Origin of the sequence: Pantoea sp. alder81, assembly GCF_020179835.1 — a bacterium.
In the GTDB taxonomy this organism is placed as follows: domain Bacteria; phylum Pseudomonadota; class Gammaproteobacteria; order Enterobacterales; family Enterobacteriaceae; genus Pantoea.
Genome location: NZ_JAIUDA010000006.1, coordinates 218,042 through 232,338 on the forward strand (window position 1 = coordinate 218,042; position 14,297 = coordinate 232,338).

General features: G+C 56.0%; 10 protein-coding genes. 7 read left to right on the forward strand and 3 right to left on the reverse strand.

The features are described 5' to 3' along the window. The first annotated feature begins 23 nt into the window (after positions 1-23). Both LBW88_RS17500 and LBW88_RS17505 read left to right on the forward strand, forming a co-directional pair. Positions 24-2,600: a fimbria/pilus outer membrane usher protein gene (locus tag LBW88_RS17500; RefSeq protein WP_224933450.1), complete on the forward strand. Its 2,577-nt coding sequence runs from the start codon at positions 24-26 to the stop codon at positions 2,598-2,600. A gap of 11 nt (positions 2,601-2,611) precedes the next feature. Beyond that, positions 2,612-3,712 (forward strand): adhesin, encoded by a 1,101-nt coding sequence (locus tag LBW88_RS17505; protein WP_224933449.1) that lies wholly within the window; start codon positions 2,612-2,614, stop codon positions 3,710-3,712. A gap of 38 nt (positions 3,713-3,750) precedes the next feature. Here the strand turns inward: LBW88_RS17505 and LBW88_RS17510 are convergent, their stop codons facing one another. Beyond that, positions 3,751-4,377, reverse strand: a complete 627-nt coding sequence (locus tag LBW88_RS17510) for a serine protease (RefSeq protein WP_224933448.1) — start codon at positions 4,375-4,377, stop codon at positions 3,751-3,753. A 364-nt stretch (positions 4,378-4,741) separates the two neighbouring features. Here LBW88_RS17510 and LBW88_RS17515 point away from each other — a divergent pair, with 364 nt between their 5' ends. Next, on the forward strand, positions 4,742-5,905 hold the full coding sequence (locus LBW88_RS17515) for an MFS transporter (RefSeq protein ID WP_224933447.1): 1,164 nt from the start codon (positions 4,742-4,744) through the stop codon (positions 5,903-5,905). On the opposite strand, the gene LBW88_RS17520 is transcribed toward LBW88_RS17515, so the two are convergent. Then, positions 5,902-6,822 (reverse strand): LysR family transcriptional regulator, encoded by a 921-nt coding sequence (locus tag LBW88_RS17520; protein ID WP_224933446.1) that lies wholly within the window; start codon positions 6,820-6,822, stop codon positions 5,902-5,904. The genes LBW88_RS17515 and LBW88_RS17520 overlap by 4 nt on opposite strands. 108 nt (positions 6,823-6,930) lie before the next feature. Between LBW88_RS17520 and lysA the strand changes: the two genes are divergently transcribed. Then, the gene (gene lysA / locus LBW88_RS17525) at positions 6,931-8,184 is read left to right on the forward strand and encodes a diaminopimelate decarboxylase (protein WP_224933445.1); all 1,254 of its coding nucleotides are present in this window, start codon (positions 6,931-6,933) and stop codon (positions 8,182-8,184) included. Beyond that, on the forward strand, positions 8,184-8,633 hold the full coding sequence (locus LBW88_RS17530) for a GNAT family N-acetyltransferase (protein WP_224933611.1): 450 nt from the start codon (positions 8,184-8,186) through the stop codon (positions 8,631-8,633). The genes lysA and LBW88_RS17530 overlap by 1 nt, the downstream gene beginning before the upstream one ends. Before the next feature lie 29 nt (positions 8,634-8,662). On the opposite strand, the gene galR is transcribed toward LBW88_RS17530, so the two are convergent. Then, positions 8,663-9,664: an HTH-type transcriptional regulator GalR gene (gene galR, locus LBW88_RS17535; RefSeq protein ID WP_200578263.1), complete on the reverse strand. Its 1,002-nt coding sequence runs from the start codon at positions 9,662-9,664 to the stop codon at positions 8,663-8,665. A 196-nt stretch (positions 9,665-9,860) separates the two neighbouring features. Here galR and LBW88_RS17540 point away from each other — a divergent pair, with 196 nt between their 5' ends. Further along, positions 9,861-12,122 (forward strand): molybdopterin-dependent oxidoreductase, encoded by a 2,262-nt coding sequence (locus tag LBW88_RS17540; protein WP_224933444.1) that lies wholly within the window; start codon positions 9,861-9,863, stop codon positions 12,120-12,122. 286 nt (positions 12,123-12,408) lie between these two features. Continuing rightward, the gene (locus LBW88_RS17545; protein WP_224933443.1) at positions 12,409-14,139 is read left to right on the forward strand and encodes a penicillin-binding transpeptidase domain-containing protein; all 1,731 of its coding nucleotides are present in this window, start codon (positions 12,409-12,411) and stop codon (positions 14,137-14,139) included. Positions 14,140-14,297 lie beyond the last annotated feature (158 nt).

Consider the following 14,297-nt stretch of genomic DNA (forward strand, 5'->3'; position numbering starts at 1 on the left):
GTTACGGTAGTGGACTAATAAAAATGACAACACGACATCCCGAACCCCCATTGCTTGCTTTAATGATGAGCTTTGCTTTTGCTATGCAGTCTGAAAAGGCTTATGCCGAAGACTATTTTGATCCCGCCTTCCTTACCATGAGTGGCGTAAACGTTGATGAACTCGATCTGAGTGCTTTTGCAACATCGGGTAAGGTGCCTGCGGGCAGCTATCTGGTGATGGTAAGGGTTAATCAGAATGACGTGGGGCAGCACTCAATCTCTTTTGCTGCCGACGACAGCGGCAACGCCGTGGCGGAGTTAACGCCTGATTTTCTCCAGTCAGTGGGTGTCAACGTGCAAGGCTTGCCCGCTTTTCGTCACTTGCCGGCGGATAAACCGGTAACCCATCTCGGCGACCTGATTGAACATGCGCGAGTTAAGTTTGATTTTTCTGCGTTAGCACTCGACCTCAGTATTCCGCAAATTGCCATGCAGCCGAGTGCGCTGGGGGCGATCGATCCTGGTAAGTGGGATCAAGGTATTCCTGCCATTATCATGAACTACAGCCTAAACGGCAGCCGCACCCTGCAGGAAAACAGTGGAAGCAGCTCCAACCTGTTCGGCAATCTGAATGGCGGGGCCAATTTCGGTGCCTGGCGCTTGCGCAGCAATGTATATGGGTATCGTACAGAGAGTCAGTTCGGCGGCAGTAACAGGACTAAACAGCAAAAAATTCAGTTCTCTAACACCTATTTAATGCGTGATATCACCGCGTGGAGAGCCGAACTGCTGGCGGGTGAAAGCAGTACTGCTAATGACGTGTTTAATAGCGTGCCTTTTCGCGGCATGAGGCTCAATTCGCAGGATGAGATGCTACCGTATGTGATGCGCGGCTTTGCACCGGTGATTGAGGGCACCGCGCAGAGCAACGCGCGCGTTACGGTGCTGCAAAACAACAATATCATTTATCAAACGTATGTGGCCCCAGGGCCCTTTCGTCTGGAAGATCTGGGGCAGATGGGATCGGGTGGCGACCTGATTGTTAATGTCACCGAGGCCGATGGTCGCGTGCACAGCCAGAGCATTCCTGTCTCCACCGTGCCAGTGATGCGACGCCCCGGCAGCCTGAAATATGAAGTGACAGCAGGCCGCTATGACGGTGGGATAACCAACGGCAGCCAGGCCGCGCGCTTTGTTCAGGCCACGGCGATCTATGGTTTGCCTTTCGATACCACGCTGTATGGCGGTGCATTATTCTCGCACGACTATCACTCTTTGGTCGCCGGAACGGGAGTTTCACTCGGTGCCCTGGGGGCGTTCTCAGCGGATGTCACCACTTCCAATGCAAAGATTGTAGGGGTAGAGGAGGCGCAGAAGGGGCACTCTTATCGCCTGCGCTATGCCAAAAGCTTACTGAGAACTGGCACCGCCATCGATCTGGCGGCTTATCGCTACTCCACCAGCCACTACTTCAGTTTTGCCGACTATAACAACCGCGGTTTTCGTCTGAACGATGATTGGGCTCCGTGGACAATGGACCGTCAGCGTTCCAGTTTTCAGGTCAGACTCAGTCAGTCGCTGGGCTTCGTCGGTTCGGCGTATCTCTCCGCCTCACGGAGTGATTATTGGGGGAGAAATCAGGTATTAAATTCCCTTTCTGCAGGTTACAACGGCAGCTATCTCGGCATTAATTATAATTTGGCCTACAACATTGAGCGCGCCAAAGGCAAAAGTAGCGGTGACTGGCCGGAGAACCGCACGTTGACGCTCAATATGACCGTCCCTTTCAGTCTGTTTTCATCCCGAGCGGCCGTCAGCAGCAGTTATGCCAGCTATCAAGCCAGCCATACCAACAGGGGGCAGGTTCAGCAATTGGCAGGTATTAGCGGAAATGCGCTCGACAGTCGTCTGACGTATGGCGCTATGCAGGGATGGTCCAATGATAAACAGCAAAGCAGTCACCAATCGCTGAGTCTGGCCTATGCGGGAAGTCAGGGATCGATTGCCAGCGGCTACAGCCAATCCGGCAGCAGTCGCTCAATGAACATTGGCGGTAACGGGGCATTTGTGCTGCATCCGGAAGGGTTAACGCTCAGTAAAATGGTGGGCAACTCTGTTGCCATCGTCAGTGCGCCGGGCTCTCAAGGCGCGAGAATCGGCAACGGTGGTAGCCATACCGACAGCCGCGGTTTTGCCGTGGTGCCTTATCTCACCAACTATCAACACAACACTATTTCGTTAGATCCTTCCACTCTGCCTGAGAACGTCGATCTCACTCATTCCAGCGTGGCGGTTTATCCGACCAAAGGTGCGGTAGTCAGGGCAAACTTCACCACTAAAGTGGGTTATCAAGCGCTCATTACGCTGCAGCGCCGCGACAATCTCATCCCATTTGGTGCCACCGCCAGCTTAATCGTAGTGGACGATAGCGATACCAATAGCGGCATCGTCGGAGATGCCGGCCAACTGTATATGAGCGGATTGCCAGAGCAGGGCAACCTGTTGGTCAAATGGGGTCAACGTTCAGACCAGCAATGCCGCGTGAACTTTAATCTGAAAAATATTTCTGCTTCTTCCGCGAATAACCCTATTCGCAGTCTGAAAGTAGCCTGTGAATAGTGGAGGGAACTATGAAGATAACAACGTTAACCCGCGTGAAACAAAGCGTAGTTATTGCGTCGCTCGTGATAGCCGCTCAGCCACATATCGCCAGCGCCCAGATAACCATCGGGAAAGATAAAGGGATATTCCCCACCGGACTGATGATCAATGTTAAAGAGACGGCGCCTCAAACCTACACGGATGCCTTTTTAAGTACTGGGGTGGCTGCCATTGGTCCGTATGTGCGCTGCGCATCTGAAAGTGATTTAAAATTGATCAATGGTATTTGGGCGTTGCCGATTGCTCAGGGCATTGGCCTTGCCCCCAATGTGATAGCGACAGCCAGCTACACCGGATACCGAAACGGTAAATATCAGTTCGAAACCCTTACCGGAAAAATCACCCCCGAAGGGAGTTACGCCAGTACCAATACGGGATTCAGTATGACCAGCCCAGGTACCACCCCTAATCACTGGTGCCTGACACCGGTTGATAAAACGGATTATGGTTTTTTCCTCGACACCGGAAATAAGAGCTTTGAAATGCACGGTGAATGGATGCTGGTGACTGATGGCACCCAAAAAACAGGTTCGCCGAGTATCCCGATAATGCGCGCGATCTCGTTAGGCGGCGGAACGCTCTATCACATCGTGATCCCTGCCGCCATTCCGATTCGCGTATCCACGCTGGAGTGCACTATCAATACGCCGACCACCATCAATTTCGGTGCGGCGGAACAGAATTTTAAAAAAGACACTGAGCTGGCAAAAGTTAATTATCATATGGGTGTTACCTGCACCCAGGATTCAGGTCGCGGCATTGACACGAATATTAACGTGCGTTTTAAAGCATTAAGCGGTTTGCACGAAGGTAATAAATATCGTCTGAAACTTGATCAAGGCGGTGGCTATATTACCGGCAGCATCGGTAGCGTCACCTATGATGGCCGCTGTGGTGCCAACCAGGGCATAACCTTTGACAATGCGGAAATTAAAATTGGCGAGATTTACCGATCGCAATTAAATAAATCGTATTCCAATCCCCTTGTCTGGCGACTCTGTTCTGGCGGCAGTGATTTGCCCAGCGGCCGTGTCACTGCAACGGCAGAAATGATGGTGACTTATAACTGATTCTTCCGTCGACAGAACGGCTGGGGGAAGTCAGCTCATTACGACTTCACGACATTGTCCAGCCACGCCTGGAAACGCGAATAAGGTACATACAGCGCCACATCCTTATACAAAGTCTTGCCGCTCTTGTTGTCATCAATCGCGCTACTGTAGCCAACAATCACCCCCGCCAGCGTATCGTCGCTGGCGTTATACACCGCGCCGCCCGACATGCCTTTCACCACGCCCGCATTCGCGGCCACCACTACGCAACTCGGCTTATTCCAGTCATTGGCCAACGTGGTATTAATCAAATTCTTACCGCTCGACGCCACCGGCATGGCAGAAATAAAGCTGTAGCCATAGAGATTAACGCTGTCGCCGATATGGCTGTTGCGGAACGGTGGGGGAAGATTGGGTTCGGTGTTCTTGTGATACACCACGGCGATATCGCATTCAGGATGCCAGGCTTTCACCCGATACATCGAATATTTCGCCACGTGCGCGGCCGTTAAACTGTATTCGGGTGTCAGCGGAATGGTGGTGCCCAGCGCGCCAATACCCAGCACGGTAGGAATCCCGGTGACCGTCATATCGACGCGTTTCGCGGCTTCTTTGCTGTACTCGTAATGCCCAACGGAGCAGCCGCTCAGGCAACCCACTGTCAGTGCGATCAGCCATCGCATAGGTCATTCCCCCTGCATTTTTTGACACCGCATTACCGCGTAATTGGTTGAGGTATCGGCAATGCGCGCCCATCCTTTACTGATTGATTTAGCGCCAAAAGCTGAGCCGCTGTGACAGCGATCACATCTGTATCAAGCGTAGCGTGAAAACGTCGGTCTGTCTCAGTGGTCAGGTACAGTCACTTTCCCGCGCGGGGATTATTGCGTTGCAAGCAAAAAAGCCTTGCAGCGCAGAGGCTGGTTGAGCTGCCAAGCCTGTGCTTTAATCAGAATGTGACGCAGTTCAAATATCTATAAGCGTCCGTTGTAACCGCACGGCGTTCGTTGTGCGGCCTGCCTGCAAAACATTTTAGGAGAGTGTGTTATGCCTGTTGCATTACTGGCGCTGGCGCTGAGTGCGTTCGCCATCGGCACCACGGAGTTCGTGATTATGGGATTGCTGCCAGAAGTGGCGGGCGATCTGCAGGTGACGATTCCTTCAGCAGGATGGCTGATCAGCGGATATGCGCTGGGTGTGGCCATCGGTGCACCGATCATGGCGTTGCTGACGGCTAAACTGCCGCGTAAACGTACTCTGGTTTTGCTGATGATTATCTTTATCATCGGCAATGTGCTGTGTGCGCTGGCGTACACCTACAACTTATTGATGCTGGCGCGAGTGGTCACCGCACTGTGTCACGGCGCCTTCTTCGGGATAGGTGCGGTGGTGGCGGCGAGTCTGGTGGCACCGAGCCGTCAGGCATCGGCGGTAGCGCTGATGTTCACCGGCTTAACCCTCGCCAATGTGCTGGGTGTGCCGCTCGGCACCTGGTTTGGTCAGCTGTTCGGCTGGCGCGCGACTTTCTGGGGCGTGGCGATTATCGGCATCTTTGCCTTTATCGCATTAATTGTCAGTCTGCCAACCAATAAAGAAGAGAAACCGGTGCATCTGGCGAGTGAAGTCAGCGCGCTGGCCAATGGCAAGCTGTGGCTGTCGCTGCTGATGACGGTGTTCTTTGCCGCCGCGATGTTTGCGCTGTTCAGCTACATTGCACCGCTGCTGTTGCAGGTGACCGGCATCACCGATCGCGGCGTGAGCTGGACGCTGTTCCTGATTGGCGCGGGCTTAACCGTCGGTAACATCCTCGGCGGCAAACTGGCCGACTGGAAAGTTTCCTTCAGCCTGATCCTCAGCTTTGTGCTGATCGCTGTATTCTCGCTGCTGTTCAGCTGGACCAGCCACGCGCTGTGGCTGGCAGAAATCACCCTGTTCCTGTGGGCGATGGCGACCTTTGCTACCGTGCCTGGCTTGCAGATCAACGTGGTACGTCACGGTAAAGATGCACCCAACCTGGTCTCGACGCTGAACATCTCCGCCTTTAACGTCGGCAACGCGCTCGGTGCCTGGGTGGGCGGCGCGGTAATTGATAAAGGCTATGGCCTGACATCAGTGCCGGTGGCCGCCTCCGCACTGGCGGTGATGGGTCTGGTCATCTGCCTGATCACCTTCCGTAAATCGGGCGGCCAGGGTGAAACGGTACGCGCTTAAACCAGACGCTCGGCAATGCGTTGGGTAAAGGTGGCCACCTGCTGTTGCAGGTGGTCGCAGAAGTGATCAACCAGCGCTGATGCCGGGCGATGCTGTGGCCGCACCAGGCTCACGGTGAAGGGCACCGCAATACTGAACTTGCGCATCACCACACCGCTGTCGGCGTAATCCAGCGCCGTCAGCGGATTCACAATCGAAATCCCCACCCCCGCGCGCACCATCGCGCATACCGATGCCGCACTGTGCGTTTCCAGCACTAAACGGCGCTCCACCTGTTGCTCATGGAACAGCGAGTCCAGCAACTGACGATAGCTGTCACTGCGCGACAAGCTGACGTAATTCTCCCCCTGAAAATCCTGCGGCGTCAGCACCTCACGCTGGCACAGCGGATGGTTCGGCGGCAGCACGCACACTTCATCGCAGGTCAGCAGCGGCACGCGATCGGTGCCTGCTGGCGCATGTTGGGTTTCGGTCAGACCAAGATCGTAGCGCTGTGCAGAGAGCCACTCTTCCAGCAGCGGCGACTCCTGCGGAATGATGTTCAGGCTGACCTGAGGATAGCGATGCAAAAATGGTTGCAGCAGCGGCGGCAGCAGTGACTGTGAGAATACCGGTAAGCAGGCAATCGACAGCTCGCCCTGACGAAACTGGCGCAAGCCTTCCGCTGCATCCATGATGCGGTCTAAGCCGTACCAGGATCGCTGCACCTCTTCATACAACCGCAGACCCTGCACCGTAGGCTGCAATCGTCCGCGCACCCGCTCAAACAGTTCCAGACCGAGCTGCTGCTCCAGCCGCGCCAGCTCACGGCTGATAGTCGGCTGTGAAGTGTGCAGCAATGCGGCAGCCTGCGTCAGGTTGCCGCTGGTCATCACCGCATGGAAAATTTCGATATGTCGCCAGTTAATTTTTGCCATCACTCCTCCGCTAGCCCATATCATATTTGTATAGCTGACGCTAAAACAGATATTTTTATGAATTGAGTGGTTGTGGCTAAATAGTTGCAAAGACACAGGAGAATTGAGATGCCACGTCCACTGAACAACACCGAAACGGCCCTGACCGCCGCCAATTTACTGCCACTGGCACAGCGTTATGCTGGTCCATTCTGGGCTTACGATGCCGCCATTATCCAGCAGCGTATTTCCCAGCTGAGCGCGTTTGACGTGGTGCGTTTCGCCCAGAAAGCCTGCTCGAATATTCATATTCTGCGCCTGATGCGTGCCGCGGGCGTCAAGGTCGACTCGGTGTCACTGGGTGAAATTGAGCGCGCCCTGGCCGCCGGTTTCCAGCCGGGTGGCGAAGATATCGTGTTTACCGCTGACGTTTTCGATCAGCCGACGCTGGCACGTATCGCCGAGCTAAAAGTGCCGGTCAACGCCGGTTCAGTGGATATGCTGCATCAGCTGGGTGCGGTTTCTGCGGGCCATAAAGTGTGGCTGCGTATTAACCCCGGTTTTGGCCACGGTCACAGCCAGAAAACCAACACCGGCGGCGAGAACAGCAAGCACGGCATCTGGCACAGCGATTTGCCACTGGCATTGGCAGCGATTCAGCAGCACGGCCTGAAACTGGTGGGCCTGCATATGCATATCGGTTCGGGTGTTGATTACGGCCATCTGCAGCAGGTGTGTGACGCGATGGTCGATCAGGTGATCGAATTTGGTCAGGATCTGGAAGCGATTTCAGCCGGCGGTGGCTTGTCGATTCCTTACCGTTTCGGCGAAGAATCTATTGATACCCAGCACTATTTCGGTTTGTGGAGTGGCGCACGTGACCGCATTGCGGCGCATCTTGGCCATCCGGTGAAACTGGAGATTGAACCGGGTCGTTTCCTGGTGGCGGAGTCTGGCGTGCTGGTGTCGCAGGTGCGTGCGGTTAAAGATATGGGCAGCCGTCACTTCGTGCTGGTGGATGCGGGCTTCAGCGATCTGATGCGTCCATCGATGTACGGCAGCTATCACCATATTTCCGTGCTGCCAGCCGATGGTCGCGCGCTGAGTGATGCAACCGTTGAGAGCGTGGTGGCCGGTCCGCTGTGCGAGTCGGGTGATGTATTCACCCAACTGGAAGGCGGTAAAGTCGAAACCCGTGCGCTGCCTGCGACGCAGGTCGGTGATTATCTGGTGTTCCACGATACCGGCGCGTATGGCGCTTCAATGTCTTCCAACTACAACAGCCGTCCATTGATTCCGGAAGTGCTGTTTGAGAATGGCGCTCCGCGTGAAATTCGTCGCGCGCAGACGATTCAGGAGCTGCTGGCGCTGGAGCTGATGTGATCAAGATTGTTACGCTCAGCGAGGTGCCGCACCACGCCAGCCACATCACCGACTGGTTGTGGCAGGCGTTTGGTGAAGGGACGTCGCGAGAGTTTTACGACAGCATTGTGCGCAGCAGCCTGAACGGTGCCGAATATCCGGTGACCTTTGTGGCGCTGGATGGCGATGTGCCGTTGGGCACGGTGGGGTTCTGGCGCTGTGATCTGATCAGCCGTCAGGATCTCTATCCGTGGATCGCCGCGCTGTATGTGGATGAACATGCGCGCGGCAATGGCTTGAGCGAAGCGTTACAGCAGCATGTGTTGAATTATGCTCGCGAGCGCGGACATGAAAAACTGTGGCTGTGGTCAACGTTTGGCGGCTACTACGAGCGCTTTGGCTGGCAGTATCAGTGTGACGCGCTGGAGTTCCCGGATGTACGGGTGAAGGTCTATTCGCAGGCGTTATGACCCGGTGCGCATTAGTGCGCACCTGGACATCAACCCGGCCCGCTCACCGAATGCCTTCTCACCAGCGTCGGGCTAAACATATTGGTCACCTCCGGCATTTCCGTGCCGTTGGCTAACGCCAGCGCCAGCTGTGCCGCCTGCTGCGCCATGGTGACAATCGGGTAGCGCACCGTGGTCAGACGTGGACGCACATAGCGTGACACCAGCACATCATCAAAACCAATCAGCGACATCTCTTCCGGCACGCGAATACCGTTATCACTCAACACCGCCAGCGCGCCAGCCGCCATTGAATCGTTGTAACAGGCCACCGCCGTGAACTGCTTACCGCGCCCCATCAATTCGGTCATCGCCTGCTCACCACCGACTTCATCCGGCTCGCCCCACGCCACTAAACGGTCGTTGGACGGCAAACCGTGCTCTTTCAGCGCATCGTAATAGCCCTGCAGGCGGTCTTCGGAGTCAGAAATTGGGTGGGTTGAGCAGATAAACGCGATCTGGGTATGGCCTTGCTGAATCAGATGGCGTGTCGCCAGCCAGGCACCGTAACGGTCATCCAGCGCGATGCAGCGCGATTCAAAGCCTTTCAGCAGGCGATTCAGCAACACCATGCCCGGCACCTGCTTCATCAGCACTTCCAGATCGGCGTCAGGAATTTTCTTGGCGTGCACCACCAGCGCATCACAGCGATGACGCATCAGCTGCTCAATCGCCTGACGCTCTTTTTGCTCAATGTGGTAACCGTTACCAATCAGGAGAAAGTTACCGGTTGCGCCTGCGACTTCATCAACCGCTTTCACCATCGCGCCAAAAAACGGGTCGGAAACGTCACCCACCACCAGACCGAGGGTTTCGGTGGATTGCTGCGCCAGCGCGCGTGCATTGGCGTTCGGGTGATACTGTAACTGCTCCATTGCCTGGGTAACGGCGAGGCGTGAACTCTCGCTGGCTTTGGGCGAATTATTGATGACGCGGGAAACGGTCGCGACCGATACCCCTGCCATACGGGCAACATCCTTAATGGTAGCCATGCGATTACTTGCATCCGGGAAAACGTTTACACATCTCACCAGTGTTACGGAAAACAGTACCTGTAGCAACCCGCGAGAATGCCAGCGCTGTCGCAAAAGCGCGGAAAATCAGACGCTCACAGCCAGACTTCAGCGCGCCAGGCCGGCATGTTATGCTGCCAGTACGATTCAGACCTGCCTGCCGGACCCAATAATCATGAAAACACGCGTGCCACACCTGGCGCACTGGGGCGCATTTACAGCCGTCACCGAAAACGACCGCCTGATTGGCTGCGAGCCCTTCTTCGCTGATGCCGACCCGTCGCCGATGCTCAATACCATCCCTGAGCTGGTTTATTCGGATAAGCGTATTCGCCAGCCGATGGTGCGCCGTTCGTGGTTGAAGTCGCGCGAAAACAGCGATCGCACCCTGCGTGGACGCGAAGATTTCGTCGCGGTGGATTGGGATACTGCGCTGGATTTAGTGGCGGAAGAGAATCGCCGCGTGCGCGATCGCTACGGCGCATCAGGCATTTTTAACGGCTCTTATGGCTGGTCTTCGGCGGGACGCGTTAACCATGCGCGTACCCTGATCCGTCGTTTCTATTTTCAGGGCGGCGGCGGGGTGGATCAGCAGGGCAACTACAGCTGGGGTGCGGCACAATTCTTCCTGCCGTATGTGATTGGCACCTATATGCCGCTCACTGGCCGCGTCACAGACTGGCCGAGCGTGGTGGAGCATGCCGACATCTTTATCGCCTTCGGTGGACTGGCGCTGAAAAATGGCCAGGTGGCGTCGGGCGGTGCCGGACAGCACAGCCTGAAACCGGCGCTGGAGCAGCTCACGGCGAAGGGCACGCCGATCATCAACATCAGCCCGATGCGCGATGACTGCCCGGCGTTTGTGAATGCCGAGTGGATTCCGATTCGCCCGAATACCGATGTGGCGCTGATGCTGGCACTTGGCTTCGAAATCACCCGTCGCCACGCGCTGGATGAAAGCTTCCTCGCCAGCCACTGCACCGGCTGGCCGCAGCTACGTGAATATCTGCTGGGCGAAAGCGATGGCATCGCCAAAACGCCGGAGTGGGCGAGTGCCATCACCGGCATTCCGGCGGCGCGTATCGCGTTACTGGCACAGCAGCTGATTGGCAAACGCAGCTTTATCACCTGTTCTTACTCGGTACAGCGCGCCCATCGCGGTGAGCAGCCGTACTGGATGATGATTGCGCTCTCTTCGATGCTCGGTCAGCCGGGCTTACCGGGCGGCGGCTTCTCGTTTGGTCACGGGTCGATGAACAGCGTTGGCAACCCGCGTCAGGAAGGGCCCGCGCCGATGATGAGCACCGGACCGAATCCCGGCAACTTCTCGATTCCGGTCGCGCGCATCAGCGACATGCTGCTCAATCCCGGTCAGCCCTACAACTTCCAGGGCGAAACCCTGAATTATCCCGATATCCATCTGGTGCACTGGGCGGGTGGTAATCCGTTCCACCATCATCAGCAGCTCAACCGCTTAGTCGAAGGCTGGCAGCGCCCGGATACCGTGATCGTGCAGGATATCGTCTGGACGCCCGCGGCGCAGATGGCGGATATCGTATTGCCCGCCACCACCACGCTGGAACGCAACGACATCGGCGGATCTTCACGCGATCGCTTTGTGTTTGCGATGCATCAGGCGGTTAAACCGCAGCATCAGGCGCGTAACGATTTCGATATCTTTGCGGATATCGCCGATCGCCTCGGCTACCGTGAGGTGTTCACCGAAGGGCGCAACGAGATGCAGTGGATTGAGCACCTGTATCAGCAGTGTGCGGTGGCGCATGCGCGCAAAGATATCCACTTCCCGGAGTTTGGTGAATTCTGGGAGCGTGGCTTTGTTGAGATCCCGGAAGGCGGCAAGCCGTATGTGTTTATGGATGACTTCCGCGCTAACCCGATCGCGCATCCGATCCAGACTGCCAGCGGCAAAATCGAGCTGTTCTGTCAGACCATCGCCGATTATCAGCTGGAGGATTTTGCCGGACACCCCGAGTGGCGCGAGCCGCAGGAGTGGCTGGGCGCGCCGCTGAGCGAGGCGTTCCCGCTGCATATGATCTCGATTCAGCCCTCGGATCGACTGCACAGCCAGATGGACGCCACCGCCACGGTGCAGGCAAATAAAACCGCCGGACGCGAAACCTTATATATGCATCCGCAGGACGCTGAGGCTCGCCAAATCGTCGATGGCGATGAGATTGAAGTCAGTAACGCACGTGGCCGCATGCTGGCCGGTGTGCGTCTCACTGATGGCTTAACACCCGGTGTGGTGATCATCGCCACCGGTGCGTGGTTCGATCCCGGATTCGGCCGCGCCTGGCAGCCGTGGGACCGCGCAGGCAACCCCAATGTGCTGACGCTGGACATCGGCACCTCATCATTAACCCAGGGCCCTAACGCCATGAGTTGCCTGGTAGAAATCAAAAAACACCTGATGTGAATGGGGCGCTAACAATCTCACTGCTGGTTACATTTTGCGGGTAACTGTTGCGTTTGAGAGATGGTTTCCCATCGTGCCACCTTGCTACAGTCAGGGTCCCAGAGGTATTGATGGGTGAACATCAAAAAGTTTTCTTGATTACACCGACCTGCGCAGATGCGCAGGTTTTTTTTGCCCGCACGTTTCGCTAACGAACTGATACACAGTTTTCCTGTCATCGCGTCGTACCTTTCTTTATAACTGCAGTTAATAAGCCTGGATAACTCCTCTACCGCAGCGGAATGCTATGCCCCCGATTAAAAAATTTCTGGGAAAAGACCAGATTAAAGCCCCGTTTAACCCTTTTCGTTTTCGCCTGATTTGTCTGGGTGTGTTGAGCTGCATGGTGTTGTTGCTGATCTTCGTTGGTGACCTGCAACTGATTAAGCATCCGATGCTGGAACATGAGGCCGATCAGCGTTCACTGCGCACCGTCACGCTGCCAACCAACCGTGGCACGTTACTCGATCGTGACGGCCAGGCCCTGGCGCTCAGCGTACCGGCGCGCGATATCATTGCGGACCCAATGCGCGTGCTGGAAGCCAATCCCGACTTTACTAACGCGAAATGGACTTACCTCGCTTCGGCGCTGAATATGCGCCCGGAAGATCTGCGCGCGCAGATCACTGCCAATCCGAAGAAACGCTTCCTCTACCTTGGGCGCAAAATCGAGCTGGGCATCGCCAAAGACATTGCTGAACTGCACCTCAAGGGCGTGAGTTCGGTGTACAACGACAGCCGCTTCTACCCCATGAGTGAAGCCGCTGCGCCGTTGATCGGCATTGTGGGTGCGGACAGCAATGGTCTGAACGGGCTGGAAAAAGGTTTTGATCATGTGCTGCAAGGCGAGCCGGGCAAAGAGGTTTACCGCCAGGACAAAGAGGGCAACATCGTAGCGATGCTGGATTACGATCCGCCGAAGCAGCCGCCAACGGTGCAGTTAAGTATCGATAAATTCGATCAATTCACGCTCTACAGTAAGCTGCGTGATGGCGTACTGCTGAATAAAGCGGATTCCGGTGCGGCAGTTCTGATCAAGATCGATACTGGTGAAATTTTGGCGATGGCGTCTTATCCCTCGTTCAACCCGAACAATTACGAAAACGCCACACCCGCCCAGATGCGTAACACGGCGATCAATGACAGCTACGAACCCGGCTCAACCGTTAAACCGCTGGTGGTGCTGGAAGGATTGGAGCGTCATTTGATCCGTCCTGACTCGGTGCTGGATACCTCGCCTTATACGGTTAATGGTCATTTGATTCGCGACGTGGGTCACTGGCCGCGCCTGACCGTCACCGGCATCCTGCAAAAATCGAGTGATACCGGTGCTTCACACATTGCGTTAGCCATGCCCGCCGATGCGCTGGTGAAAACCTATCAGGCTTTTGGCCTCGGCAAACCGACCGGACTGGGGCTGACCGGTGAAAGCGTGGGGTATTTCCCGCTGCACCGTCAACGCTGGGCGGATATTGAACGTGCGACGTTTGCCTTTGGCTACGGTTTGCGTGTGACGCCGCTGCAGATCGCCCGTGAATACGCCACATTGGGCAGCTTCGGTGTTTACCGTCCGCTCTCCATCACCAAAGTGACACCGCCGGTGGTGGGCACCCAGGTGGCGAATCCGGTGACAGCTGAAACCGTGGTCCATATGATGGAGAGTGACGTACTGCCGGGGGGATCTGGCTTGCGTGCCAACGTGCCGGGCTACCGTCTGGCCACCAAAACCGGTACCGCTGAAAAGATGGGGCCAACCGGCAAATATGATGGCGGCTATGTGAACTACACCGCCGGTGTTGCGCCTGCCAGCCACCCGGAAGTGGCGCTGGTGGTGCTGGTTAACCATCCCACCGCGGGCGACCACTTCGGGGGTACGGTGGCGGCACCGATATTCGGTAATATCATGGGGCCGGTGCTGAAGCATATGAACATCGCGCCGGACGCCATTTACACGAAGCCACCTTCGGATAAATCTTAGTAAAATCAGGATGTAACTGTGCAGTCGTGCTTTTCACACCTCGTTGCATTTCGCCGAACTCCGTTGCGATTTGCGGCTGTTTTCTCGCCGGGCTTTCGGCGAGGATAAAAGTCCCAGAGGTATTGATTGGTGTGAAGATCGGCTGCTGCGGCAGCGAT

Coding starts and splice junctions, on each gene's coding strand:
- LBW88_RS17500 (WP_224933450.1), top strand. CDS start 24: ATGACAACACGACATCCCGAACCCCCATTGCTTGCTTTAATGATGAGC.
- LBW88_RS17505 (WP_224933449.1), top strand. CDS start 2,612: ATGAAGATAACAACGTTAACCCGCGTGAAACAAAGCGTAGTTATTGCG.
- LBW88_RS17510 (WP_224933448.1), bottom strand. CDS start 4,377: ATGCGATGGCTGATCGCACTGACAGTGGGTTGCCTGAGCGGCTGCTCC.
- LBW88_RS17515 (WP_224933447.1), top strand. CDS start 4,742: ATGCCTGTTGCATTACTGGCGCTGGCGCTGAGTGCGTTCGCCATCGGC.
- LBW88_RS17520 (WP_224933446.1), bottom strand. CDS start 6,822: ATGGCAAAAATTAACTGGCGACATATCGAAATTTTCCATGCGGTGATG.
- lysA (WP_224933445.1), top strand. CDS start 6,931: ATGCCACGTCCACTGAACAACACCGAAACGGCCCTGACCGCCGCCAAT.
- galR (WP_200578263.1), bottom strand. CDS start 9,664: ATGGCTACCATTAAGGATGTTGCCCGTATGGCAGGGGTATCGGTCGCG.
- LBW88_RS17540 (WP_224933444.1), top strand. CDS start 9,861: ATGAAAACACGCGTGCCACACCTGGCGCACTGGGGCGCATTTACAGCC.
- LBW88_RS17545 (WP_224933443.1), top strand. CDS start 12,409: ATGCCCCCGATTAAAAAATTTCTGGGAAAAGACCAGATTAAAGCCCCG.